The organism is Paenibacillus sp. FSL M8-0142 (assembly GCF_038597315.1).
GTDB classification, from domain to species: Bacteria; Bacillota; Bacilli; order Paenibacillales; family Paenibacillaceae; genus Paenibacillus_AQ; species Paenibacillus_AQ lactis.
Map to the genome: position 1 here is coordinate 661,966 of NZ_CP152008.1, position 25,944 is coordinate 687,909.

Genomic DNA, 25,944 nt, shown 5'->3' on the forward strand with positions numbered 1-25,944 from the left:
CGGTGGCCAGAGGAGGTAGAATCCATGTTAAGGCGTAGAGGAGCCAAGATCACCTTCAGCTTGATCTTGATTGGAATCATCATGATCTCAGGCATCAGCGGCTTTATTAGCAGAGGGAATGGTGATGCCGATTCCAATTCCAATTCCAATATGGTCAATAACCGCAGTTCTGCCTCTCTGGATCAAAGGGAGAAAGAAGGAATGAGTCCGGCCGACGGGGGATCCTTCAGGATCGCCCCATCCCGTTTTATAGCCGATTCCAACTTACCGATTCTTGCCAGAGAGGCTGCCTACGGTTACGATGACGGCGCGATTCACCTGAAGAAGGGCGACTCCTTCGCAGCCGAAATTGAAGTTCCGAAGGAAGGCGAGTATACCCTGTCATTCGATTATTTTATTCTTGCCGAAGGATTGCAATCTACGGAGTACAGCATTCAAGTAAACGGTAAATCCCCTGCTCTGGAAGCCAATCGATTTGTTCTCCCGCCGCTGTGGAAAAGCAACACGGATACTTTTCCGAAGGACCGCTACGGGAACGAAGTGATGCCGACGCAGGTGCGGGCGGACGAGTGGCAGACGATTGAATTCGCGGATCCGAACCGGATGAATCCGGAGCCGATCAAGATCAAGCTGAACAAAGGGAAAAACATCATTAAATTTACATTGATGAACGGAGAATTGTTAAACGGCAGCATTACCGTTTCAGCTCCGGCTGCATTGCCGTCGTATGCGCAATATGCCGCCCAGCACATCGATAAGACAGAAGCGAAGTCGGCAATGATTGTGAAGGAAGCGGAAAAGCCCGATTTCAAAAACGATACGACGATCAACCCGCTGCCAAGCAGAAACTTGGGAGTAAGCCCTTATGCGACGAACCTGCTGCTGCTCAACACGCTTGGCGGAAAAACATGGGATATATCGGGCCAAACGGTTTATTACGACATCCATGTGGAACAGGACGGCCTGTACCAAATCGGCGTTAAATATAAGCAAGAGGACAAACCGAATTCCCGAGTGTTCCGGACCTTTACGATCAACGGGCATATTCCCTTCGAGGAAGCGAAGCATTATCCTTTCGAGTATTCGACTTCATGGAAGACCGAAGTGCTGCAAGGAGCTGAAGGCCCTTATCTGTTTTACTTAAGCAAAGGAACGCATCGAATCGGGATTATGGCGGATGCGAGCCCGTATTACGATGTGATGCAATTGCTGCAGCAATCCATTAAACAGACCAACGATCTGACATTGGAAATCCGCAAATTAGTGGGCAACGACGTGGATCAGAATCGGGAGTGGGAGATTACGGAGCACTTTCCGACTATTCAGGGAGATTTAATTGATATAGCGAAGGCGCTTAGCCAAGAGTATGAGAAGGTGGTCATGCTGAACGGCGGCGTAGACAGCTCCAAGGGCCTGACTGCAATGAAGATGGCGGTGGGCAGCCTGGAGAAGCTGGCGGCCGAGCCGAACCAAATTCCGCGTAAGCTGAATGAGCTGAACGGCGGGGCCGGTTCCGTGACGCAGAACTTGTCGAATGCGATCACCGATTTCGAAATGCAGCCGCTAACGGTAGACCAATTGTACATTTCGAACAAAGGCGCTTCTTATCCGGAGCATAAAGCCTCCTGGATCAACTCCGTATATGAAGGCACAAAGCAGTTCTTCCATACGTTCCGGTCGCCGAAACGGCAGGACAACGACGATGGAATAACGTTGAACGTCTGGATGAACCGGCCTAGAAACTATATGGAGCTCCTGCAGCGGATGGTGGACGAACAGTTTACGCCGAAGACGGGCATCAAGGTGAATTTCTCGACATTGCCTAACGAGCAGCGGCTTACGCTTGCCGCCTCATCCGGCATCGCCCCGGACCTGGCTCTCGGTATCAGCAACAATATCCCATTCGATTTGGGCTTCCGGGGCGCAGCGCTCGATCTAAAGCAATTTGACGACTTCGGCCAAGTGATCGAACCGTTCTCGCCCGGGGCGCTGCTGCCGCTCATCGTGAATGACGAAGTATACGGTGTTCCTGAAACGCAAGATTTTTACGTACTGTTTTATCGGAAGGATATATTGGATTCGCTCAACATTCCTGTGCCGGATACATGGGACGACGTCATCGAAATCATGCCGGAGCTGCAGCGGTATGGCATGAATTTCTATTCGCCGATCGCCGGCGCGACGGGAATGAAGCCGTTCATGGCTACCGCGCCTTTCATTTATCAAGCGGGCGGGGATATATTCGGAAAGGACGCTTTTGAGACGGGAATCGACAGCAAGGAGTCGCTGAAAGGCATAGAGCTGATGACGAATTTGTTCAAGCTGTATGGTTTGCAGATGCAGGTGCCCGTATTCTATGAGCACTTCCGTTCCGGAAAAATGCCTCTGGGCGTCAGCAATTTCGCTACGTATATCCAAATGCAAGTGGCGGCTCCCGAGCTGAAAGGCTCGTGGAAAATCGCTCCCGCGCCAGGGATTACGCGCAACGGGGTGACGGAACGATGGGAGCCGGGCTCGGCGCAAGTGTCGATGATCTTTAAGAGCACCAAGCACCCCGACGAAGCCTGGCAATTATTAAAATGGTGGATTTCAACGGAGACGCAGGTGCACTTTGCTAACCAGCTGCAAACGTTGTACGGCAAAGAATATTTGTGGAATACCGCCAATAACGAAGCCTTCTCCCAGCTGTATTGGCCGGAGGAAGACAAACAGGTCGTTCTGGAGCAGTGGAAATGGCTCAAGGAAGTGCCTAAGTCGCCGAGCGCCTATTTAATCGAACGCGAATTGAGCAATATTTGGACCAAGGTTGTATTCGACGGGGAAAATATCCGTTCGGCCGTGGAAGACGCAGTGAACGAGATCGACAAGGAAACGGCAAGAAAGATGGAAGAGTTCGGATATATGAAACAGGGCAAGGTTGTCGCTCCTTACCGTATCGCAACAATCGAGGATGTAGAAAGTTGGGTGAGAGGAAGAGATGGAAACTAAGTCCGAAACAGCAGCGCTGCCGCGAATCGACGGGACGCCACAAACCCGCAGCAAATTTAAGAAATGGAGAGAAAAGGAAGGCTCCGCCTACCTTTTCCTCGCTCCCTATCTATTGCTTTTTTTTATCTTTATCGTGCTTCCCGTCATATTTGCGGTCGGGCTCTCCTTCACAAGCTTTAACGCGATTCAAATGCCGAAGTTTATGGGGCTCAAAAATTATATTGATCTATTTATGAGAGACAGCGTGTTCATGCAGTACGTCTTGCCGAACACCTTGAAGTTTTCGCTCATCGTCGGCCCGATCTCGTATATTTTATCGTTCCTTCTCGCTTGGATGCTGGCGCAAATTCAGCGCGGTCCGAGAACGGTGCTCGCCTTGCTCATCTATTCGCCTTCCCTTACGATGGGCGTCGCGATGGCGGTCGTATGGAAGACGATATTCAGCGGAGACCCGACGGGCTATATTAACAGCCTGCTGATTCGCAACGGCTTCATCACGCAGCCGATCCAATGGCTTCAATCGCCCGAGTATTTGCTGCCGATCATGATGGTCGTCACGATTTGGAGCAGTATGGGCATCGGGTTTTTGGCGATGCTTGCAGGCGTCTTGAACATCAATTCGGAGATGTATGAAGCAGGATATATCGACGGGATATCGAACCGCTTTCAAGAAATCGTTCATATTACGATTCCGTCCATGAAACCGCAAATGCTATTCGGTGCCGTCATGGCGGTCGTTAACACATTTCAAGCAGGGCTCATCGGGGTTCAGCTGTCGGGTACGAACCCGACGCCGTCATATGCCGGACAGTTGATCGTCAATCACATTGAGGATTACGGCTTCATCCGCTACGAGATGGGTTATGCTTCGGCCATTTCCACCGTTCTTCTCCTGGTTATTTGGCTTTGCTCGAAGTTCGTATGGAAAATGTTCGCCGAGAAAGAGTAGGAGGGAACAAGTATGGCTTCATTTCAAGGAACAAAGATGAATCCGAGCCGATTTCATATCAGTCAGTTGAAGTTCTACCTGATTCTGGCTCCCCTCTCGGTTTTCATGGTGATGCCGATCATTTTTATATTTTCGCATTCGCTTAAACCGATGGACGAATTGTTTGCGTTTCCCCCGAGGTTTTTCGTTCAAAATCCGACGATGGATAACTTTCGGTTCCTGTTGTCGACGTTTACGGTTTCCGGCATTCCGGTCAGCCGCTATATATTCAACAGCGTCGTCATTACGGTCGTGACGGTGTTCGCGACGATTTATATCAGCGCAGCAGCCGGATACGCCTTCTCTAAGAAAAATTTCAAGCTGAAGAACACGCTGTTTTCGATTAATACCCTCGCGCTTATGTTTGTTCCGGTCGCCGTTTCCATTCCGAGGTACTTCCTCGTCGTCAAGCTCGGATTGATCAATGACTTCTCGGTTAATATTCTTCCGCTCTTGGCGATGCCTGTCGGCTTGTTTCTATTGAAGCAGTTCATTGACCAAATTCCGAATGAGCTGATAGAGGCTGCCCAGATTGACGGAGCGAACGACTTTACGATCTTCCGGAAAATCATCATTCCGATGACGATGCCGGCGATCGCCACGATTGCGATCCTGGCGTTCCAGCTCAGCTGGAACAGCATAGAGCCGGCGACGCTGTACGTCAATGACGAGGAATTGAAGAACTTTGCTTATTATATGTCGACCTTTACGGCGACCAACAATGAAGTGGCGGGCCAAGGGATATCCGCGGCGGCCGCGCTCATCATGTTTATCCCGAATTTGCTGATCTTTATCTTTATGCAAAGCCGGGTTATGAATACGATGGCTCATTCCGGTCTGAAATAGGTGTGAAGCAGATGAAAAAGAAGACGGTAGGCAGATGGGTGTTGCTCGTCGTAATTGCAAGCTTTCTGCTCGTTCAATTCTCGGCTCCGGCTATGGCCGCTGCGCCGTATCAAACAGGGACCGAAGGCCCGGGAGGCATGATCGTCGGGACGCAAACCGCATATGAACCGGACGGAATGATTCGGCTTGACGTAAACCAGCCGGCGGATCTGTTCTATGATGAGCCGACCGGAAAGCTGTATATCGCGGATCCCGGAAATGCAAGAATCGTAGTGTATGAAGAGAACAACGCATCGCAAACGATCGGAGAAGACGTCTTATCGAATCCTTCCGGCGTGTATGTGGCCGCCGATCGACTCGTTTACGTCGCGGATTACGGGTTGAAGCAAATTGTCGTGTTCGACGAGCAGGGAAAGCTCGTGAAACAGTTCGGCCGTCCGGAGGAACCGATTTACGGCAAAAAGAATGATTTTGCACCGAAGAAGGTAGCGGTAGATAAACGCGGCAACATCTACGTCATCAGCGAAGGCTCCATCAACGGTGTCGTGCAGTTGAACAACGAGGGGCATTTCCTGGGTTACGTCGGCGCGAACCGAACGAGCCTGTCGATGAAAATGCTCATTCAACGCTTCATTTTTACCGAAGGACAGAAGGCGCAGCTGTTCAAATCGACGCCGCCGTCCCCGACCAGCATTGTGCTTGATTATCAAGGGCTGCTGTACACGGTAACCAATGGAATTAGCAGTGACGGCATCAAGAAGCTGAATATTGTCGGCGATAACATATTGTCCTCAAGCTCTTGGACCAGTGATTCGATGGTGGATATCGACGTGGATGCGGGCGGAAACATCTATACGGTAGACGTCAATGGGCTCATCTGCGTTTACGACAGCTTTGGCAATTTGCTGTTCATGTTTGGCGGAGGGGACGACAAGTATGAGCGCCAGGGGCTGTTTAAAAGCGCCTCGGCCATTGACGTCACCGACTCCGGGCGTACGCTGTACGTCGCCGACAAAGAGCGGAACGTCATTAACCGCTATTCGATCACCCCGTTCGGAACGAAGGTTTATGAGGGCGTCGACCAGTACAAGCAAGGATTATACGTGCAGAGCGAGGACATCTGGAACGAGATCCTCAAGATGAACAGCTATTTTATTTTGTCGTACAAATCGTTGGCTGAATCGTATTTCAAGCAAAACCAGAATAGCAAGGCTCTGGAGAGCTTCAGGATGGCGGAAGACAAGGAGGGTTATTCCGACGCATTCTGGAAAATCCGCAATGATTGGCTTCAACAAAACATTAATGTCGTCGTATATACCGTATTTGCCATCATCGTTGCGGGTTACGTCATCCGAACGCTGCATCGGCGGTATCGCGTGCTGCAGCCGCTTGTACGATTGAGAAACCGCGTGGCGGACATTAAGCTGGTGAAAGAAATCGGGTTCATGTTCTACTTCCTCAAGCATCCGATCGATGCGGTCCAGGAGCTGAAGGAACACAAAAGGGCGACCGTCCGTTCGGCGACGGTTCTGTATGTCTGGATGCTGCTGCTTCAAATCATTCTGGTCTATGCCAAAGGATACTTGTTCGCAAGCGGAGATCCCGACCAAATGGACTTATTGCCGATCATGCTAACTACCGCCGTTCCGCTATTATTCTGGGTCATTATGAACTATATGGTCAGCACGATCAGCGACGGAGAGGGAAAGCTGTCGGAGGTTTATATCGGCACGATTTACGCGCTGTCGCCTTATTTGATATTCGCGCTCCCGATCGCATGGATCAGCAACGTGCTGACGTATAACGAAAAATTCGTCTACGACTATTCGATGATGTTTATCCAAGGCTGGTCGCTGCTTCTCGTTTGCATCATGGTGAAGGAGCTGCATGATTATACGTTCAGGCAGACGGTGCGGAATTTGTTCCTAACGGTGTTCGGCATCGTATTGGCTGCCCTGGTTATTTTCTTGTTAGTGCTCTTATTTAATCAAGAAGTGGAATTCATTCAAACGATCATTCAGGAGATGAGAAACCGTGCTTAACAAAGTGAAACGAATAGCTGCTCTATCGTTAACGTTCCTGCTGTTGGCCGGTTTGATCTCGATCGCGGCGCTCGCGCAGCAGGGAGTGAACCAACCGGAAGCTCCAGGCGCCGGTGCGGACGCATCGGGCGATCGACTCGCATCATACGAGAAAGCTGCTGAAAACGCTCGCTTGGCGCTTTATGTAAATAAGAACACGCTCGGCATCAAAGTCCAAGACAAACAGAATGGTTATGTATGGGACGGCACGCTCGACGAGAAGGACGACAAGCTGAACAAATCGTGGCAATCGCTCTTCGAGTCGGGCTTGAGCGTGGAATACATGGATGTCAAACGGAAAATCAGCACCGCGCCGGTAACCGGAGAGCAAGCAAAGATTGCGGTTGAGCCCATGGAGGACGGCTTCTCGGCGAACGTGAATTACGAGAGGCTGGGAATCTCGCTGAAGCTGGAAGTGAGGTTGACGGAAGACGCGATCGAATTCAAGGTTCCGGAGAATTCGATTCAGGAGACGAATAAGGACAACCGGCTGCAGTCGCTCTACGTGTATCCGTTCTTTGGGGCAACCAAGGGAGTTCAGCCGGATAAAGGTTATATGCTCATTCCTGACGGCTCGGGAGCGCTCATCAGCTTGAACGAGCAGACGCTGGCGACGCAGCCCTATATCGGGAGAGTGTTCGGCGACGATCTCGGGATGAAGGGCAGCCCGCAGCTATCAGAAGGAATGGCGACTCCCGTAGAGCAAGTGTATCTGCCGGTGTTCGGCATCGCCCATAAGGAAGGCGGCAACGCTTTCGTTTCCATGATCACGGGCGGCGCCCCTTACGCGGAAATCCGCGCTTATCCGGGCAATGTGACCACGACTTACAATTGGACCACGGCGAAATGGATATACAGAGAAAACTACTTCCAGTCCTTGGACAAAGAGGGCAAAGGCATCACCTTAAACCAGGAAGAGAAGAACCAATTCGACGCTTCCATGAAAGTCATGCTTCTTTCCGGCAAGCAGGCCGATTATTCCGGCATGGCAAACCGGGTGCAGAGCGAGCTTGTGCAGCGGGGGGAGCTGCCCGCCAAGAAGGACGGCGCGGATCCGCTCCCGCTCCGCATCGAATTTTTCGCCGCGGACAACCAAAAGCAATTGATTGGGAGCGAAGTCATCCCCATGACCACCGTGGACCAAATGGACGATATACTGACCGATCTGCGGGCAAATGAAGTGGACCGCATGATGGTTGTTGTCCGCGGCTACACGGAGGGCGGCGCTACCGGAGCATCTCCTACACATTTTCCGTTTGAAGAAAAGGTAGGCAGCGGGGACGATTGGAACGCATTCGTGGAAAAGTATAAAGCAATAGGCATTCCCGTGTACTTTTATACCGACTACGTGATGGCCGGGGCGACGGCGGACGGATACGGCAAGGGGGACATCGCCCAGTCCGTTTCCAAGCAGCTGCTTTCGTTCTACGACACGTCGTACTACCTGCAGCCGGCAGCGTCCGCGAAGCTGTTTGAGAATGAGATTTCTTCATTCCAGAAGCACGGCATCGACCATATCGCGATGGACTCGATAGGTAGCAATCTCTTTTCCGCTTATGGGAAGTCCTCGTCTACGCGCAGCGGGTCGATCGAGACGTATACGTCGATGCTGCCCCGGGATTCCATCAACAGCTACGCATTTTACAAGCCGAATTATTACCTGTGGAGGTTTGCCGACCGGATCATGGATCTGCCGATGAGCACTTCAAGCTTCCTGCTGGAGAGCGAAGAGGTGCCGTTCCTGCAGCTTGTGCTGAAAGGACATGTCGATTATTACGCCCTGGCCTCCAATTTCAACGCGAACCCGCAGAAGGAGCAACTGAAAATGATCGATTACGGCAGCTACCCGTCCTTCATCCTGACCGACGAGGATCCGATCAAGCTGGCTAACACAGAGTCGTCATGGTGGCTGTTCACTTCGCAATATTCGGTGTGGAAGGATCAGGCCGTACATGAATATCGGACGGTTGCGGAAGCCCTGAAGCCTGTTGCGGATGCGACCTTTGACAAACGTGAAAAAGTGCGGGAAGGCGTATTTAGAAACACCTACTCGAACGGCACCGTCATCTATGTCAATTACACCATGAATGAAGTTACGGCGGACGGGAACAAGATTCCGGCGCAAGGGTTCTTGGTCCGGGAAGGAGGCCGTTCATGAAAATCCGTTACCGGCTTAGAGAGGCGCTTATCGGCCTATCGTTTATCTGGATTTGGATCGTTGGTTTTTTGGTCTTCACCTGCTATCCGTTGATCCGCACCTTGCTGTTCAGCTTCAGCCAAGTAAAGATTACCGCAGACGGAGTCAAGACAACGTTCATCGGCTGGGAAAATTACCGGAACGCGCTGTTCCTGAACGTTGAGTTCGGCGATACCTTGGCCACCTATTTTGTTGAGACGCTTGTGATTGTGCCGATCATCGTCGTGTTCGCGTTAATCGTCTCCCTTCTGCTGAACGTGAAAATCCGCGGTAAAGGCATCTTCCGGACGATTTACTTTCTTCCGGTCATTATTACAAGCGGACCTGTCATCAAGCAGCTGATGGATCAAGGAGCCACTACGCTCCCGGGCATCCAGACGATTATCGAAATGAGCAAGCTTCATGAAAGCATGCCGGAGCTGCTCGCCGATCTGATCGTGTTTCTGCTGACGTCGTTTATTACGATTCTCTGGTTCTCCGGCGTGCAGATGCTGATCTTCCTGGCAGGCCTGCAGAAGCTGGATTCCTCGATGTATGAAGCGGCGAGCATCGACGGCGCCTCCAGATGGGAATCGTTCTGGAAGCTGACGCTGCCGGCGCTGAACCCGATGATTATCGTCAATATGGTGTATACCGTCATCATGCAGTCCGTCTTTTCGCTGAATCCGGTCATTACTCAGATCCAGAGCGCGATGTATGATGCGAAATACGGAATGGGCTATTCCGCTGCGATGGCGTGGATCTATTTCCTCGTCATGCTGGTGCTGCTAGGCGTGCTGGTGCTCGTAACAAGGCAGCGGGAAACGAACCGTTAGGAGGTGGGATGGTATGAAAGGGATTGACCGCAGAACGATCGACAAGACGAAGCGGATCCTGTGGGGGTTTACGGGAGAAGGCATTGTCTACAAATTAGCCGTATACTTCTTGCTGTCTCTGATCGGCTTCGTCTATTTGTACCCGTTGTTTTATATGATCACCTACAGCTTCATGAATACGGAAGACCTGATCAATCCGTTAATCACCTATATTCCGTCAGGATTTTATATGGACAATTTCGCCAAGGCAGCCGAGGTCATGGACTTTCTTAATACCTTGTGGCAGAACGTTCTTGCTTCCTTCGTTCCTGCCGTCGTCCAGACCGTTTCGGCGGCCGTTATCGGATACGGCTTTGCCCGCTTCCGGATTCCGGGGAAATCCGTCTTGTTTGCGCTCGTACTGGCAACGTTCATCATACCGCCGCAAATTACGATGATTCCGCAGTTCCTGATGTTTAAAGATCTCGGATTAATCGGGAGCATATTTTCTTATATCATTCCGGCGGCGTTCGGACAGGGGATCAAAAGCGGTCTGTTCATTCTGATTTTTTATCAGTTTTTCCGGTCGATTCCGAAGTCGCTCGAGGAGGCTGCACAAATCGACGGAGCCGGCGCTTACAAAATATTTGCCGTTATTTGCGTGCCGATGGCCGTGCCGGCCTTCATCATTTCCTTCTTGTTCTCGATGGTTTGGTATTGGAACGAAACGCTGCTCGCGGCGCTGTACTTGGGCGATAAGCTGACGACGCTGCCGCTGGAGCTGCAAAACTTCGCCGTAACGTACCAGAAGGTATTCCCGGCCGATCCGAACGCCCAGACCGGACGCAGCTTGAACGAAGCGATCAATATGGCCGGAACGTTTTTGAATATCATCCCGCTGCTGATCGTTTACTTCTTCACGCAGCGCTGGTTCGTAGAGAGCATTGAACGATCAGGCATCACAGGCGAATAGGATCGCTTGAGAAGGGAGTGCACTTGCTTTGCGTCACAGAAGATGGATCGCATGGCTGGCCGGTGCAGTGGTGCTGCTGGCGGCGATGGGATGCTCGCAGAAGCAGCCGGACGAATTGGACCTTGAGGCCAAGGCGTCGTTCAACTATCTATGGGAGCAGACGAACCGCGAGGAAGGCTCCGAAGGCTACGGCTTGACGAGGGACCGGTACCCGGGCAATCCGAAGATCGCCAGCACGGCGGCCACCGGATTCGCGCTCACGGCGATTCCGATCGGCGTGGAGAACGGCTGGATCAGCCGCGAGGAAGGCTATGACAGAGCGGACCGCACGCTCGATACGCTTCTGCGGATGGAGCATGAGCACGGATTTTTTTACCACTTCGTGAACATCGATACCGGCAAGCGGGAGTGGAACAGCGAAATTTCGAGCATCGACACCGGCTTGCTAATGAACGGCGTCTTGACGGCGGGGCAATACTTCGGCGGCGATGTCCAGAAGAAGAGCGAGCAGCTGTATGAGCGCGTCGAGTGGCCCTGGTTCGGTAGACAAAGGCAAAAATCAGTTCTATATGGCATATTCCCCGGAGAAAGGGTTTCAAGGCCATTGGGACTTTTATGCCGAGCAGCTGTCCCTTTACGTGCTGGCCGCCGGTTCGCCGACGCATCCGATTGACGTCTACGACGGCTTTACACGCCACAAAGCATCGTATAAGAATTGCGAGCCGTTCATCCATTCCTGGTTCGGTTCCCTGTTCACCTATCAGTTCTCGCATGCCTGGGTCGACTTTCGCGGCTTGGTAGACCGTGACGGGGTTGATTGGTTCAACAACTCGGTCGTCGCCTCCCAGGCGAGCCGGCAGTTCGCCATCGATCTAAGCGAGAAGTTTAAAGGCGTGGGGGAAGAGTCGTGGGGCTTTACCGCATCCGATTCGCCCGCCGGCTATAACGGATTGCTCGGTTCGCCGCCTTCCGGCTATGACAATGCGGCCCATCAAGCGGACGGCACCGTTCCGCCGGCCGGGGCGCTGGGCTCGGTTGTGTTTACACCGGAAGAATCCATAGAGGCATTGAAGTATTTCCTAACGGTTCCGGATCTAAGCGGCGAATATGGGCTGAAGGATGCGTTCAATCTGAATGCCGACTGGGTCGGTCCCGATTATATCGGCATCGATAAAGGGATCACGCTGCTGATGGCCGCCAATTACCGGGACGAGACGGTATGGAACATGTTCATGAAGGTTCCTTACGTGAAGAAAGGGCTTGAAGCCCTGCAATTCAAAAATAAATAGGCTATTTCAGGCGGCGAATGGAGAGAGATTACGATGAAACAAACGACGAATGTTTATGATCAGCTTTCGGAGAAGGTGAAGGCGTTTGTCGATCGCCAGCATAAGGACTCCTGCCGGTTGATCGATGCTTGCCGCAATCCGCGCACAGGCCTTTACGGCGACGCATATTACAGTTTCGCGAGAAATCCGGAGGCCCGCTGCTCGGTCTCTGCGACCGGGGTCGGCTTGATCAGCCTGGTTGTTGCCGATTACGAGGGCTGGGACGACCAGGCGGCGGAGAAGGTCAAGCTTACGCTTAATGCCGTCCTCGGCCATGTGGAAGGCTGCAAGCCGGCTAGAGACGCCGCGACGGGCTTCTTCGCGCACTTCATCGACATGGAGACAGGCGCGAATCTGGGCTCCGAAATTTCGACGATCGATACATCGTTGCTGGTAGCGGGAGCCTTGTTCGCGGGGAAGCATTTTAAGGATAAAATGCCCGAAATCGACGAGATGGCTCATGAATTGTTAGAGCAAATCGACTGGCGTGTTGTTATCGCAGATAAGCATAGAGGCATCATCAACATGATCGTGAAGGACGGCCAAGGAATCGCCCCGCTCCCGGCTTACAACGAATATGTGCTGGTTGCCCACTTGGCGAAAATCGCCCAGCCGGAAGACCCGGACATCCAAGAGTTGTGGGATAACACATTTGCGGAACACAAGATTAATGAATTCCCTATGAAATATTACCGGGACATTCCGGTTATTACCGATACGAACACGAAGGATCCGAGCGATTTGAAGTTCTTGTCTTCGTTTGTGCACCAGTTCCCTTATTTCTTGGTTCCGGATTATGCGAAGAGCGAGATCTATAATCAGTACTATGAGAATGCATGCACGGCTGACCGGCTGAAGTGGAAAGAGCTTACCGATGTGCCTTCCTACGTATGGGGGTATGGAGCCGGCGCCAATGACGGTCTGTACAACACTTATCATGCGGATAAAATCGAGGATTCACCTGGCAACGTCGCTTCCGCCTACATTGTTGCCGGCTTCCTGCCGGTCTACCCTGCGGGCATCCACGACCTTTATGCGTTATATCGGCTGCACATTCCGTACGACACCTATTCCAATCCGAGGGATCGGGATGATGAAGTGAAATATAGAGCGGCTTACAAATACGGATTGCATCGTTACTCCTGGTGGCATCTGGAAGGAAGGGACCGCTGGTACCCCGAGAAAGTGACAGTGATCGACTGGAGCTCCATGCTGTACGGCATGACGGCCTTTAAACGGGGGATGTCTTTCTTCACGGACCGGTTGAGATAACACCATCTATAAGAGAAGAGGTTGTTCATAAAGTCATTTTTTGATCACGAAGGGAGTCTAGAAGAGACTCGGCATCGAATCTCGTGAAAATCCGACTTTTTGAACACGCACTATAAGTAATTGTTGTCACCGTTTGTCGAAACGTTTCGCCGTTATCATCCGCTAGACCAATTCGAAATGAAAAAGGCAGGGTTTGAAACGATGATTGAAATCAAAGACAAGCAAATCCTCATCGACGGCAAGCCGCAGATCATCATGTGCGGCGAAATTCACTATTACCGGCTTAAGCCGGAGGATTGGCAGGACCGCATCGACAAGCTGAAGGAAGCGGGCTGCAATGCGGTTGCCAGCTATGTACCGTGGCTCTGTCATGAGCCGGCGGAGGGGGAGTTCGATTTTGACGGGCATACGCACCCGGAGCTTAACCTCATCGGCTTTATCGATCTGTGCAAGGAGAACGAGCTGTACTTTTTCGTTAGACCGGGCCCGTTCATTATGGCGGAAATGAAAAACGAAGGTTTGCCTTACTGGGTTTATACAAAGTATCCGGAAATTATTCCGGTCGGCTGGGACGGAAACCCGGCGACGACGAAGACGGTCGACTACCTCGCCCCCGGATTCCTTGAGGCCAGCAAAAACTGGTATCGGGCGGTGATGGCGGTCGTGGCGCCCCGTCTCTACACGAACGGAGGCAATATTATCGCGGTGCAGCTGGACAATGAGATCGGCATGCTCGCTTGGGTCAGCAATTGTCCGGACCTTACGGACAGCGTGCTGAGCGTTTTCGCCGCTTGGCTCAAGCAGCGGTATTCCGCGGAGCAGCTCTCGGCCCGTTATCCATTCTCCTTGGATGACGCCGAAGCGCGCAAGACCGGCATTCGCTCTCCGAAGGAAGGATACGCGCCGGAGCTGACGCACGACTTAGGCTACTATATGCGGAACCGAGCGGCCCGTTATGTTGCTATTCTTCGCTCTTATGCCGAGGAGTTCGGCGTCAAGGACGTTCCGTTCGTCGTTAACATTCACGGGACGGACGGGGGCCGCGGGTTCACGTTCCCGATCGGCATCAGCCAGCTGTATGAAGCATATACGCAGGCGCCGGGATATTTATCGGGCTCCGACATCTATTTCGGGGATTTGGACATGGTGACGTTCCAGGATCTTTATATCATCAACGGATTTATGGACGCGGTGCATACGCCGGACCAGCCGCTCACCTCCGTCGAATTCAACTGCGGCGACAGCAACTTCGGCGAGACGTACGGAGGACGCAACGATCCTTCGGCCGCCGATTTTAAAGCCCGGATGTGCATCGCGCAAGGGAACCGGCTTCTCAATTATTATTTGCTGACCGGCGGCTATAACTATCGGATGGATATGCCGCCTAGCGACGGGAACGACCGAATCGCCTTTACCGGCGAACGCCACGGCTTTGCCGCTCCGATTAGTCCGGAAGGCGAGTACAATTATACGTTTCCGCGAATGGCGCGCACGAACAAGACGATATTGGCTGTCGGAGATAAGCTCGCGCGAATGAACGAGGAACGCGACGACGTCAGCTTCGCGTTCATTCCGGATTATTACATGACGGAATACCGTTATCCGGGCAGCGAGCGCGTGAAGGAAATCCTGCAAAATATCGAGGGGAACCGCGCGCACGGCGCTTGGGAGATCATGGGCCGGGCCATGCTGCTTGCCGGCTATCGGTTCGGCGCCACCGATATTCAAAATAAGCTGCTCGATCCTTCGGCCACCCCGGTACTCGCGCTGCCGTCTGCCCGTTACATGCACGGCCATATCCAGCGGAAGCTGGCCGACTACCTGCATGCGGGAGGAAAGCTGCTCGTGTACGGCGAGCTTCCGAGCTTTGATATGGAAGGCAAGCCGTGCACGATTTTGACGGAAGCGTTAGGGGTGAAGCCGCTTGGCTTGCTCCGCGATTCGGGCCATTTCTACCTGTCGATCGTGTCCGAAGGGTGGGCGGCCCCGCGGCCGGAAATGCGCGCATATGTCGCCCAGACGTTCGACGTCGGCGGCCAAACGCCGATTATGCGCGTGTACGGCAGCGGTGAAGTGACCGCGTTCGATGCGAAGGTCGGAGCGGGACGCGCGATCGTATTCGGCAATTCGTATCGGTGTGATATCGATTTGTTCCGGACAGCCTTGGAGCTTCTCGGCGCGAAAGCGGAACTGACGCATGATTGCAAATATCACGGCATCTTTATGACTTCTACGGCAACGAATGAAGGGGAACGATTCGTCCATGTGCTGAATTTGGACGGCTTCGATAAAGAGATCGGCATTCTGGAGAACGGCCAACCGCTGTTCGGCGGACGTAAGCTGCTGCTGCAAAGCAAAGACGGGGTTATGCTGCCGCTCAATGTGACCTTCGGCGAAGTGAAGATTGTGTATTCGACCGCGGAAATTGCCAAGGCGGAGAACGATCGCCTCGAATTCCGGCTGACCCAGCCTGAAGATATCATCGTGCTCGAGACGGACCGCGAAGTGATTCCGAACGAAAGCTTCACAGTCCGTAAGGACGACGGCAGAACATGGATCGTGTCGCGCCAGCACGCCAAAGTAAACGACAGCTTAACACTACATTTCGTGTCATAGGAGGGAACTACAACTTGATGCACACCGATTCAACGATCCATACGAAAGTGGAAGAGCTTCTATCCCAGATGACCCTTGCCGAAAAAATCGGGCAAATGTACCAGACCGACCCGGGAACCGTGCTGCGTTCCTACAATTCAAAAATCGAAGTCTCGACGCCGGTGACCGGTCCGGTATCCGAGCGTACACTCAGCAAGGAACTCATTTCGAATTTGGGCTCGATCCTGAGCGCGACCGATGCCGAAACGGCGTACGAAGTGCAGAAGGTGTTCCTTGAACATAATCGGCTGAAAATCCCGCTGCTCTTCATGTTCGATATTATTCACGGCTTCCGCACGGTGTTTCCGGTACCGCTCGGCCTTGCTTCCAGCTGGGAGCCGAAGCTTGCGGAGGATACCTCCAGGGTTGCCGCAGCGGAAGGCGCCGCCTCCGGCATTAACGTGACCTTCGCGCCGATGGCCGACCTCGTTCGCGATCCGAGATGGGGAAGGGTAATGGAAAGCCCCGGAGAAGACCCGTATTTGAACGGTCTAATGGCCGCAGCGATGGTAAGAGGCTTTCAAGGGGACGATCTGAAGGCGCTCGATACGGTTGCGGCATGCGTGAAGCATTTTGCGGCATACGGCGCGGCGGAGGGCGGACGGGATTACAACACCGTCGATATGTCGGAAGCTGCGCTCCGCAATTACTATTTGCCTGCTTACAAGGCGGGGCTCGACGCAGGCGCCGAATTGATCATGACGTCCTTTAACGTCTACGACGGGGTGCCTGCTACAACCAACTCCTTCCTGCTGAGAAAAGTGCTCAGAGAGGAGTGGGGCTTTGAGGGCGTCGTCATTTCCGACTACACCTCGCTTTGGGAAACGATCTTCCATATGAGCTCCAAAGACGGCGAAGACGCAGCGAAGCAGGGGCTGGAAGCGGGTCTTGACATCGAGATGATATCGACGGAATACATCAGCCACCTTGAGCAATTGGTTGAAAGGGGCGAGGTAGACGTTGCGCTGATCGATGAGGCGGTCAGACGCATCCTCACGTTGAAATTCAAGCTCGGTCTGTTCGACGATCCCTACCGTTATCTCAACATTGAGCGCGAAAAAAAGGGTCACCTGAAGCCTGAATATCGTCAGCTGGCGAGAGAGGCTGCCCAGAAATCGATGGTGCTGTTAAAGAACGACGGCGTTCTGCCCCTGAAAAAGGACATCAAGTCGGTGGCCGTTATCGGACCGTTCGCCGACAACGGCCGGATTTTGGGCGGTTGGAGCGGGCTCGGAAAACCGGAAGAGGCGGTTACCGTAAAACAAGGTCTTATCAATAAATTAGGAAATGACGTGAAAGTCACGGCTGCAGCCGGGTGCGATTACAGCTCGAATGACGTTTCCGGCTTCCAAGCCGCATTGGAAGCGGCCGCCTCGTCAGAGGTCGTCATTCTCGCTATGGGCGAAGAGGACCATATGAGCGGCGAAGCGGGCAGCCGAGCATACTTAACGTTGCCGGGCGTTCAGCCGAAGCTGGTAGAGGAGGTACTGAAGCTCGGCAAGCCTACCGTTCTTGTTCTCTTCAATGGGCGTCCGCTCGAGCTCAAGTGGTACCACGAGCACGTTCCCGCGATTCTGGAAGCGTGGTTCCCGGGAACGGAGGGAGGAAACGCGGTCGCCGACCTGCTGTTCGGGGACGCGAATCCTTCGGCGAAGCTGACGATGAGCTTTCCGTATACCGTCGGGCAAGTGCCGGTATACTACAACTGCTTGAACACCGGCAGACCGAAAGGGCATGAGGATAACGACTTCCGTTTCCTCTCCAAATATCTCGACATTCCGAATGCGCCGTTCTATCCGTTCGGTTACGGACTGAGCTACACCGAATATACGTATTCGGACGCCGCGCTGATCGGCGATACGTTAACGCCGGGCGGCAGCGTGAAGGCGATGGTGACGGTGCAGAATACCGGGGACTACGCCGGCGAAGAAATCGTACAAATGTACGTTCGCGATCTATGGGGCAGCACGTCCAGACCGCTGCTTGAGCTGAAGGGCTTTCATAAAATCCATCTTGCCCCGGGAGAGAAAGCGACGGTGGAGTTTGTAATCGAGCCGGAAATGCTCTCGTATTTCACCGCCAAGAAGCAGTATGAGGTGGAAGAAGGAGATTTCAAGGTATTCGTCGGCAAGAACGCTAGAGATTTGATCGAGTGCGGCACATTTACCTATACCTTATAAACTGAGAATTGGCGGGGCTGTCCCACAAGTCATCCATATGGCTTTGGGAGAGCCTCTGTTTTTTATTTTGCCATACAAAAGGCAGCCTCATCTTAGTAGAATGGAAGATGGAGTAACTATTCGATTAAACATTATAACGTTATATTCACGTATGCGATGATCTGTGCTATGCTATACCTATAAATTGTTTATCGCAAGGCTATTGGCGGATGGATGCCCCAAGAAAAAGCTGAAATTCTGCCAGGTGAAGGGGTGATGAGAATGAAGCAGCGTTTTGTGCTGCGGAATGTAAGAACGGTGCACGAGGAAGAACCCTTCGATATCGTGATTGAGAACGGGTTCATCACCGAGCTTGCCGCGGCCAACACGGCGGCGGGCGAGGACGGATTTGACGGTACGGGGCTGTATGTGTCCAGCGGATGGATTGATATGCATGTTCATGCGGTTGCCAAGCTGGAGCCCTACGGGGATGCCATCGACGAGATCGGCGTCAAGCAGGGCGTAGCCACGATCGTGGACGCAGGAAGCTGCGGAGCGGACGATATCGGCGATTTGGCCGCTGAGGTTGCCCGCTCGAAGACGAATGTGTTCGCGTTTCTGAACATCTCCCGCATCGGCCTGCAGCGGATCGATGAGCTGTCCAGGCTGGAGTGGATCGATCAGGGGAAGGCGGTCAAGGCGGCCCGTTCTTATCCCGATTTTATCGTGGGCCTGAAGGCACGGATCAGCCAAAGCGTTGTAAAGGACAACGGGGTAGAACCGCTTCGGCGTGCCCGGGAATTGTCAGGGCGCACATCGCTGCCGATTATGGTGCATATCGGTTCCGGGCCTCCACCGGTGAACGAGGTGCTGGACCTGCTTCAGGAAGGGGACATCGTCACCCATTATTTGAACGGCAAAAAGAATAATCTGTTCGATCCGGACGGCAAGCCGATTCCGTCCCTGGTCAAGGCCATCGAGCGAGGCGTTCATATGGATGTCGGCCATGGCACAGCGAGCTTCTCGTTCCAGGTAGCGGAATTCGCGAAAGACCATGGGATCGAGCCGGGAACGATCAGCTCCGATATTTACCGGGGGAACCGCATCAATGGCCCCGTATACAGCTTGGCAAGCGTGATGACCAAATTTTTATATCTCGGCTACAGTCTGCAGGAAGTCATCTCTGCCGTCACGGTCAAGGCGGCGGCTTGGCTGAAACGGCCGGAGCTCGGCCGAATTCATGTGGGCGATGCGGCCCACCTCACATTGTTTGCGGTTCGGCAGGGGCCGCAGAGCTTGACCGATTCCGAGGGAGAGACTCGCATTGCCGACCGTTATATCGAACCTAAAGGAGTGGTAGTCAATGGATCATTCACTGCATGCTAAATACGGACTCAAGCGAGTTGTCAATGCCAGCGGCCGCATGAGCATACTCGGAGTGTCGGCACCAACGGATACCGTCATGGAAGCCATGCGGATCGGCGGTCAGAGCTACGTCGAAATAGCGGACCTGGTAGACAAGGCAGGCGATTATATCGCCCGCATTCTCGGCTCCGAAGCCGCCGTCGTCGTGAACTCGGCATCAAGCGGCATCGCCTTGTCGGTAGCGGGCATCGTGACGGAGGGCCAGCGGAGACGGAGCGACAGACTCCATCAAGAGCCGATCGCGAAGAATGAGATCATCATGTTCAAAGGACATAACGTCCAGTACGGAGCACCTGTCGAAACGATGGTTTATCTGGGCGGCGGCAAGGTGGTCGAGGTCGGGTATGCCAATGAAGGACGCAAAGAGCATATCGAGGAAGCGATTAATGAGCGCACCGCGGCGATTTTGTATGTGAAGTCGCACCACTGCGTTCAGAAGAACATGATTTCCGTCGAGGAAGCGGCCGAAGTCGCCAGAGCCCATGGTATCCCGCTTATCGTCGATGCGGCGGCTGAGGAGGATATCCAGAAGTATGTGAAATACGGGGATCTGGCCATCTACAGCGGCTCCAAAGCAATCGAAGGCCCGACCTCCGGCATCGTCGGCGGCAAACGCCAATACGTCGAATGGGTCAAGGCGCAGCTTCATGGTATCGGACGAAGCATGAAGGTCGGCAAGGAGACAACGTTCGGCTTGCTTCAGGCACTTGATGAGTATATGGTGAAGGAAGATAAGAGCGCGCAGGAGAAGGCTGCGCTGGAGGAGCTTAAGACGCTGTCCAGCCTGCCGGGCATCGACGTGGCCATCGTGCAGGATGAGGCCGGCCGAGCGATCTTCCGCGGACGGGTCAAAGTGGATGAGCAGGCAGCGGGCATCAGCGCCAAGGCGATGAATGATCAGCTACGGGAAGGCGAGATCGCCGTATATACCCGGGACTACGGTGTACGTCAGGGATATTTCGATATTGATCCGCGCTCGCTTGCCGGCGATGACCTGCAGGTCATCATAACAAGAATTCAGCAGATTGCAGGGGGAAAATGACATGTCAAACATGGAGAAACGATTATATAAAAACCGCACGGCATTAAATGTGCTGGCAGGCAGCATCCAGAATGCCAAAGACGTCTTTGAAGCAGCGGAAGGGCATGTCCTGGTCGGCGTGCTGTCGAAAAATTACCCGAGCGCGCAGGAAGCGGTTGTCGCCATGAAGGAGTACGGCGCGGCGATTGAGGATGCCGTGTCGATCGGGCTAGGCGCAGGGGACAACCGCCAGGCGGCCGTCGTGGCGGAAATCGTAAAGAGCTACCCTGGAACTCACATCAATCAGGTGTTCCCGGCAGTCGGCGCGACGCGCGCCAATCTAAACGGTCAGGACGGCTGGATCAACAGCCTCGTTTCGCCGTCCGGTCAGGCAGGCTACGTTAATATTTCGACGGGGCCGGCGAGTGCGGCGGGTACGGACAAAGCGATCGTTCCCGTGAAGGCGGCGATTGCCCTGGTACGCGACATGGGCGGCAATGCGCTTAAATACTTCCCGATGCAAGGCTTGAAGCTGGAAGAGGAATACCGGGCAGTGGCCAAGGCGTGTGCGGAAGAGGATTTCGCCCTTGAGCCGACGGGCGGGATCGACAAAGACAATTTCGAAGCGATCGTCCGGATCGCGCTGGAAGCCGGCGTGCGCCAGGTGATCCCGCATGTATACTCCTCGATCATCGATTCGGCGAGCGGCGATACGATTGTCAGCGATGTGCAGGAGCTTCATCAGACGTTAAAAGCGTTGGTTGATCAATATGCCTAAGGTGATTGCGGCATTCGGCGAGGTCATGATGCGGCTGCAGGTGCCGGGCTATGCCTCCTTGGCGCAAGAGAGCAGCCTGAACTATTCCTTCTCGGGGACCGGCGTTAATATCGCTTCGGCCCTTGGAAGGCTTGGGCATGCCGGTTATTTGGTCAGTACGCTGCCGGATAACCCGCTCGGCGATGCGGCGATTGCGTACCTACGCAAGCTGGGAATCGACACCTCCTTCATTAGCCGCGGCGGCAAGTACGTCGGCATGTATTTTTTGGAGAATGGCTTTGGCGTTCGGCCCGGCCGGGTCACTTATACGGACCGGCTGGGGAGCAGTTTTAATACGGCGGACCCTGCGATGTATGATTTTTCGGCGATTGCCCGGAGCATCGATGTGATCCACTTTTGCGGAATCACGCTTTCCATGAACGAGAATGTCCGGGGGCAGATGAAGGCCTTGGCCCGGGAAGTGAAGGCTAACGGCGGCACGGTGGTGTTCGATTGCAACTACCGGCCATCCCTGTGGGGCGCGGATGGCTATGCTTTTGCCAAGCCGCATTATGAGGAGATGCTGTCCCTTGCGGATATCGTCTTCATGAATGAGAAGGATGCGCTCTATATTCTCGGAATGGAAACGAAGCGGGAAGACCGGGCGGAGCAGCTCGGGGAGCTGATCCCGAAGGTAGCGGAGACGTACGGCATTTCCGCCCTTTCCGGCACCCACCGCCATATTAATGGAGACAATACCCATTCCCTGAAGGGATATTTGTATAAGGATGGAGCTTTTCATTTTTCGAGAACGTTGACCTTCTCCGTTTATGATCGGATCGGAGCGGGGGATGCTTATGCCAGCGGCGTGATCCATGGCCTGCTGCAGGGATATGATCCTGTACAGACCGTTGATTTCGCGGCAGCGGCAGCCATGCTTGCCCACACGGTACCTGGAGATACGCCGACAGCAGGAGAGCTTGACATTCTGCGAGCAATGGGTGATCATAGGTCGGATGTGGAAAGGTAAGGTGAACTAACGTATGTCGATCACGCGTAAGAACGGTCCGCTGTATCTTCAGATCAAGAAGATCATTAAGGACCGGATCCTGCATGGGGTGTATCCTTTGGGAACCCATATTCCTTCTGAACCGCAGCTGGAGCAGGAATTCAACGTCAGCAAGATGACCGTGCGCAATGCGATTCAGGAGCTGCACCAGGAGGGCTATGTCGAGAAACGCAGCGGGGTAGGGACGATTGTAACCCGCAACACCTCGTTCTCGAAGCTTTCCAAGGGCAAGCTGTTTACCGAGATTCTGGTCGAGGAAGGGCATCAGATTCAGAAGCGCCATCTGAAGACCGAATGGGTGTTTCACGAGCCGGATAGCGAGATGTATGAAAAATTCGGCGAAAAATGCCTTCGCATCGAGCGGTTGTACCTGCTGGACGGGCAGCCCTACATTCACTATACGCATTATGTTTCGCCGCTTGTCGATATGGGAGGGGATTTCGGGCCTGGCGAGCTCCCTTCCCTTTATGACCGGATTGAAGAAAGCCAGATTACGCTGGAGAATTTCCGCGACCGTTTTCTGGCGGCCGTAGCGGATGAAGAGATGGCGGGTCTGCTTGGCGTCAGTCCGGGTACGCCGCTCCTCAAGCGGCTCAGATCCTCTTACGACGGTGCGGGGACGATTATTGAATACAGCATCGGTTATTACAATACAGAGCTTCAGCATTATTTAATCAGCTACGACGCGTAAAGACAGGGCGCAGCGGGAAGGCTCGAAAGGAATAAAGTCAGGGAAGAGCAGCCTTATGGCCGGGGAACCGGGATCAGGCTGCTTTTTTCTATAGCCTCGAGTTGCGGGCGCGCGTTGTGGGGATTAAGGGCAGGCTTGGAAGGCGCTCGAAGAGGCAAAATTCCTGCGGGGCTGTGGCTATAAGGGTGAGAAAAAATGGGCAGACTACGAATAACAGACCGGCGCGAAAATTTTGTGGCCCCCCCTTGGCAAATTTTAAAGTTATGCTATAATGAGATTAAAGTCAAAGAAAGTCAAAGTCAACGGGCAGGGTTCGCTGATTTTGGTTATGGTTAAAATTTAAAGGTATGACTCTGTGCGGACGTGTAAGATCACAATCCGTCTTATCGTTTCAAACAGTGGAGGATGAACAGACCATGCGTAATATCTCTGATATTATCGAACAATACCTCAAGAGCATTTTGCAGGAAAGCCCGGAGGGAACCGTTGAAATTCAACGGAACGATCTGGCGGAGCAGTTCTCCTGCGTTCCTTCCCAGATCAACTATGTCATCAGCACCAGATTTACGCTGGAGAAGGGCTTTCTCGTCGAGAGCAAGCGCGGAGGCGGCGGTTATATCCGCATCCAGCGGATCGAGCTTCCCCAGCATTCCGCACTCCACCAGCATCTGCATCATACGATCGGCAGCCGGATCGACCAGACGGTCGCGGAAGGGCTGATCTACCAGCTGGAGGAGTCAAGGTTCTTGAACAAACGAGAGGCCAGCTTGATGCGGGCCGCCATTTCGAGGGATTGCCTCAATGTGAAGCTTCCTTACCGGGATGAGCTCCGTGCGAGAATCATGAAGGCCATGCTTATTGCTTTGTTAGGTAAGTGAGTCTGTGTAAGGAGGGCATGGAGTATGATATGCCAGGAATGTGGTAAACGACCAGCGACATTGCATTTTACGAAAATCGTGAATGGCGAGAAGACCGAATTTCATTTTTGTGAATCTTGTGCCCGTGAAAAAGGGGAATTGATCCCCGGGACGTCGAATGGTTTTTCTATACACAGTTTGCTGTCAGGGCTCCTGGATCTGGATCCTTCCGGCAAGGGCCAGAATGCGGGAGCCAAGCCGGCGCAGACACTGCGCTGCGAGGAATGCGGCATGACGTATTCCCAATTCAGCAAGCTTGGCCGTTTCGGCTGCAGCTCGTGTTATAAATATTTCTCGGATCGCCTGGATCCGCTGTTCAAGCGAGTGCATGGCAATACGTCCCATGTCGGCAAGGTGCCGAAGCGGACCGGCGGTGTCATTCAGCTCAAGCGCAAGATTGAGGAGCTGAAGAAGGAGCTTCAGTTCCGGATCGTGCAGGAGGAGTTTGAAACGGCCGCCGAGATTCGGGACCGGATCCGCGAGCTTGAGCGAAATATCGCCCAAGGATGAGGAACTTATGATGATGCACTTTTAGCTAGGAGGAATGCGTGATGTCTAATCACCGGTTTACCGATACGGCGCTGAGCGAATGGATGCGCGGGAATGGTCAGGATTCCGACATTGTCATCAGCACCCGTGTCAGGGTGGCGCGCAATCTGCAGCAGCTTCCTTTCCCGCTGCTGGCGACGAATCAGCAGTCGAGCGAAGTGCTAGAGCGCCTGATCAGCGTCATCAAGGATAGGGAGCGGCTGAACGATTTCGGGGAGCTGCATGTTATCAAATTGAGCGATATTGACGATTTGGATAAACGGGTGCTTGTCGAGAAGCATCTGATCAGTCCCAATCTGGCCAATGAATCCCGAAACGGCGCTGTCATTTTGACAGAGGACGAATCCGTCAGCATCATGATCAATGAAGAGGATCATCTACGCATACAGTGTTTATATCCGGGCTTTCAGGTTAGAGAAGCTTGGGAGCGGGCGACGGCGCTGGACGATATTTTCGAAGCGCATGTCGATTATGCCTTTGATGACAAGCGGGGATACCTGACCAGCTGTCCGACGAACGTCGGAACCGGCCTCCGTGCCTCGGTTATGATGCATCTGCCGGCGCTGGTGATGACCCAGCAGATCAACCGGATTCTCTCGGCCGTGTCTCAGGTGGGCTTGACCGTTCGGGGCATTTACGGCGAGGGCAGCGAAGCTGTGGGCAATCTGTTCCAGATCTCCAACCAGATTACGCTTGGCCAGACCGAAGCCGAGATTATTGAAAATCTTCACAGTGTCGCCCTGCAGATCATTGAGCATGAGAAGAACGCCAGACAGCGTCTTCTTAATGAATCCAAGCTGCGGATCACGGACCGGGTGATGCGCTCCTATGGCATACTGTCCTACGCGGCGGTTATGGATTCCAAGGAAGCGGCGCAGCGGCTGTCCGATGTCCGTCTCGGTGTGGATCTGGGATTGCTCGAAGGTCCGGCCAGCTCGGTGATGAATGAGCTTAATGTGAAGACGCAGCCGGGCTTCCTGCAAAAGACGTTCGGGGAGAGCATGAATCCTTCGGAACGCGATATGTACAGAGCCAAGCTCATCAGGGAAACGCTGGCTGCGAAGCCGTAGATGAACTTTTGATTAAGAGACAGGAATCTAGAGCTTTCAGGAAGAATATTTCTTGACCCGGGATAAAAATGCCAGGGTTCGGTTAATGGAATATAACCGTTGTTTCTTTTAATAGGCGAATCGGGCAGCATCGCGACCCTTCGGGGCGGCGATACACCGAAATT

20 protein-coding genes are annotated in these 25,944 nt (G+C 53.4%); all 20 read left to right on the top strand.

Features of this window, described 5'->3' with window-relative positions; all coding sequences use genetic code 11:
- Positions 1-24: 24 nt before the first annotated feature.
- The 20 genes from NSQ46_RS02790 (at position 25) to NSQ46_RS02885 (ending at position 25,780) form a co-directional block, all read left to right on the top strand.
- On the top strand, positions 25-2,988 hold the full coding sequence (locus NSQ46_RS02790; RefSeq protein WP_144872411.1) for an extracellular solute-binding protein: 2,964 nt from the start codon (positions 25-27) through the stop codon (positions 2,986-2,988).
- Positions 2,978-3,937 carry a sugar ABC transporter permease gene (locus tag NSQ46_RS02795; RefSeq protein ID WP_034274210.1) on the top strand — a complete coding sequence of 320 codons (960 nt, stop codon included), beginning with the start codon at positions 2,978-2,980 and terminating at the stop codon, positions 3,935-3,937. Before NSQ46_RS02790 ends, NSQ46_RS02795 begins: the two co-directional genes overlap by 11 nt.
- A gap of 12 nt (positions 3,938-3,949) precedes the next feature.
- The gene (locus NSQ46_RS02800; RefSeq protein WP_007132613.1) at positions 3,950-4,822 is read left to right on the top strand and encodes a carbohydrate ABC transporter permease; all 873 of its coding nucleotides are present in this window, start codon (positions 3,950-3,952) and stop codon (positions 4,820-4,822) included.
- Positions 4,823-4,833: 11 nt separating this feature from the next.
- Positions 4,834-6,864 (top strand): YIP1 family protein, encoded by a 2,031-nt coding sequence (locus NSQ46_RS02805; RefSeq protein WP_341342441.1) that lies wholly within the window; start codon positions 4,834-4,836, stop codon positions 6,862-6,864.
- The gene (locus NSQ46_RS02810; protein WP_342576324.1) at positions 6,857-9,061 is read left to right on the top strand and encodes a DUF5696 domain-containing protein; all 2,205 of its coding nucleotides are present in this window, start codon (positions 6,857-6,859) and stop codon (positions 9,059-9,061) included. The genes NSQ46_RS02805 and NSQ46_RS02810 overlap by 8 nt, the downstream gene beginning before the upstream one ends.
- Positions 9,058-9,915, top strand: a complete 858-nt coding sequence (locus NSQ46_RS02815) for a sugar ABC transporter permease (RefSeq protein ID WP_028406627.1) — start codon at positions 9,058-9,060, stop codon at positions 9,913-9,915. Before NSQ46_RS02810 ends, NSQ46_RS02815 begins: the two co-directional genes overlap by 4 nt.
- Positions 9,916-9,928: 13 nt before the next feature.
- Complete coding sequence (locus tag NSQ46_RS02820; RefSeq protein WP_028406626.1) at positions 9,929-10,867, top strand: carbohydrate ABC transporter permease; 939 nt, start codon at positions 9,929-9,931, stop codon at positions 10,865-10,867.
- Positions 10,868-10,895: 28 nt separating this feature from the next.
- On the top strand, positions 10,896-11,540 hold the full coding sequence (locus NSQ46_RS02825; protein ID WP_342576325.1) for a hypothetical protein: 645 nt from the start codon (positions 10,896-10,898) through the stop codon (positions 11,538-11,540).
- Positions 11,437-12,156 (top strand): glucoamylase family protein, encoded by a 720-nt coding sequence (locus NSQ46_RS02830; protein WP_342576326.1) that lies wholly within the window; start codon positions 11,437-11,439, stop codon positions 12,154-12,156. The genes NSQ46_RS02825 and NSQ46_RS02830 overlap by 104 nt, the downstream gene beginning before the upstream one ends.
- A 33-nt stretch (positions 12,157-12,189) precedes the next feature.
- The gene (locus NSQ46_RS02835) at positions 12,190-13,467 is read left to right on the top strand and encodes a hypothetical protein (RefSeq protein WP_028406624.1); all 1,278 of its coding nucleotides are present in this window, start codon (positions 12,190-12,192) and stop codon (positions 13,465-13,467) included.
- Between the two features lie 201 nt (positions 13,468-13,668).
- Entirely contained in the window at positions 13,669-16,083 is a 2,415-nt protein-coding gene (locus NSQ46_RS02840) for a beta-galactosidase (RefSeq protein ID WP_342576327.1), read from the top strand.
- A 17-nt stretch (positions 16,084-16,100) separates the two neighbouring features.
- The gene (gene bglX, locus NSQ46_RS02845; protein WP_341342656.1) at positions 16,101-18,302 is read left to right on the top strand and encodes a beta-glucosidase BglX; all 2,202 of its coding nucleotides are present in this window, start codon (positions 16,101-16,103) and stop codon (positions 18,300-18,302) included.
- Between the two features lie 261 nt (positions 18,303-18,563).
- Positions 18,564-19,667: an amidohydrolase/deacetylase family metallohydrolase gene (locus tag NSQ46_RS02850; protein ID WP_040740236.1), complete on the top strand. Its 1,104-nt coding sequence runs from the start codon at positions 18,564-18,566 to the stop codon at positions 19,665-19,667.
- Positions 19,645-20,748, top strand: coding sequence for a DgaE family pyridoxal phosphate-dependent ammonia lyase (locus tag NSQ46_RS02855; protein WP_007132603.1), 1,104 nt, complete (start codon positions 19,645-19,647; stop codon positions 20,746-20,748). Before NSQ46_RS02850 ends, NSQ46_RS02855 begins: the two co-directional genes overlap by 23 nt.
- Before the next feature lies 1 nt (position 20,749).
- On the top strand, positions 20,750-21,505 hold the full coding sequence (locus NSQ46_RS02860) for a KDGP aldolase family protein (protein ID WP_007132602.1): 756 nt from the start codon (positions 20,750-20,752) through the stop codon (positions 21,503-21,505).
- A complete protein-coding gene (locus NSQ46_RS02865) occupies positions 21,498-22,514 on the top strand; it encodes a sugar kinase (RefSeq protein ID WP_342576328.1) in 1,017 nt (338 codons plus the stop codon). The genes NSQ46_RS02860 and NSQ46_RS02865 overlap by 8 nt, the downstream gene beginning before the upstream one ends.
- Before the next feature lie 13 nt (positions 22,515-22,527).
- Positions 22,528-23,244 (top strand): GntR family transcriptional regulator, encoded by a 717-nt coding sequence (locus NSQ46_RS02870; RefSeq protein ID WP_040740231.1) that lies wholly within the window; start codon positions 22,528-22,530, stop codon positions 23,242-23,244.
- Positions 23,245-23,660: 416 nt separating this feature from the next.
- Positions 23,661-24,122 (top strand): CtsR family transcriptional regulator, encoded by a 462-nt coding sequence (locus NSQ46_RS02875; protein WP_007132599.1) that lies wholly within the window; start codon positions 23,661-23,663, stop codon positions 24,120-24,122.
- Between the two features lie 24 nt (positions 24,123-24,146).
- On the top strand, positions 24,147-24,671 hold the full coding sequence (locus tag NSQ46_RS02880; RefSeq protein ID WP_007132598.1) for a UvrB/UvrC motif-containing protein: 525 nt from the start codon (positions 24,147-24,149) through the stop codon (positions 24,669-24,671).
- 41 nt (positions 24,672-24,712) lie between these two features.
- On the top strand, positions 24,713-25,780 hold the full coding sequence (locus NSQ46_RS02885) for a protein arginine kinase (RefSeq protein WP_144873031.1): 1,068 nt from the start codon (positions 24,713-24,715) through the stop codon (positions 25,778-25,780).
- The last annotated feature ends 164 nt before the right edge of the window (positions 25,781-25,944 follow it).

Coding starts and splice junctions, on each gene's coding strand:
- NSQ46_RS02790 (WP_144872411.1), top strand. CDS start 25: ATGTTAAGGCGTAGAGGAGCCAAGATCACCTTCAGCTTGATCTTGATT.
- NSQ46_RS02795 (WP_034274210.1), top strand. CDS start 2,978: ATGGAAACTAAGTCCGAAACAGCAGCGCTGCCGCGAATCGACGGGACG.
- NSQ46_RS02800 (WP_007132613.1), top strand. CDS start 3,950: ATGGCTTCATTTCAAGGAACAAAGATGAATCCGAGCCGATTTCATATC.
- NSQ46_RS02805 (WP_341342441.1), top strand. CDS start 4,834: ATGAAAAAGAAGACGGTAGGCAGATGGGTGTTGCTCGTCGTAATTGCA.
- NSQ46_RS02815 (WP_028406627.1), top strand. CDS start 9,058: ATGAAAATCCGTTACCGGCTTAGAGAGGCGCTTATCGGCCTATCGTTT.
- NSQ46_RS02820 (WP_028406626.1), top strand. CDS start 9,929: ATGAAAGGGATTGACCGCAGAACGATCGACAAGACGAAGCGGATCCTG.
- NSQ46_RS02830 (WP_342576326.1), top strand. CDS start 11,437: ATGGCATATTCCCCGGAGAAAGGGTTTCAAGGCCATTGGGACTTTTAT.
- NSQ46_RS02835 (WP_028406624.1), top strand. CDS start 12,190: ATGAAACAAACGACGAATGTTTATGATCAGCTTTCGGAGAAGGTGAAG.
- NSQ46_RS02840 (WP_342576327.1), top strand. CDS start 13,669: ATGATTGAAATCAAAGACAAGCAAATCCTCATCGACGGCAAGCCGCAG.
- bglX (WP_341342656.1), top strand. CDS start 16,101: ATGCACACCGATTCAACGATCCATACGAAAGTGGAAGAGCTTCTATCC.
- NSQ46_RS02850 (WP_040740236.1), top strand. CDS start 18,564: ATGAAGCAGCGTTTTGTGCTGCGGAATGTAAGAACGGTGCACGAGGAA.
- NSQ46_RS02855 (WP_007132603.1), top strand. CDS start 19,645: ATGGATCATTCACTGCATGCTAAATACGGACTCAAGCGAGTTGTCAAT.
- NSQ46_RS02860 (WP_007132602.1), top strand. CDS start 20,750: ATGTCAAACATGGAGAAACGATTATATAAAAACCGCACGGCATTAAAT.
- NSQ46_RS02865 (WP_342576328.1), top strand. CDS start 21,498: ATGCCTAAGGTGATTGCGGCATTCGGCGAGGTCATGATGCGGCTGCAG.
- NSQ46_RS02870 (WP_040740231.1), top strand. CDS start 22,528: ATGTCGATCACGCGTAAGAACGGTCCGCTGTATCTTCAGATCAAGAAG.
- NSQ46_RS02875 (WP_007132599.1), top strand. CDS start 23,661: ATGCGTAATATCTCTGATATTATCGAACAATACCTCAAGAGCATTTTG.
- NSQ46_RS02880 (WP_007132598.1), top strand. CDS start 24,147: ATGATATGCCAGGAATGTGGTAAACGACCAGCGACATTGCATTTTACG.
- NSQ46_RS02885 (WP_144873031.1), top strand. CDS start 24,713: ATGTCTAATCACCGGTTTACCGATACGGCGCTGAGCGAATGGATGCGC.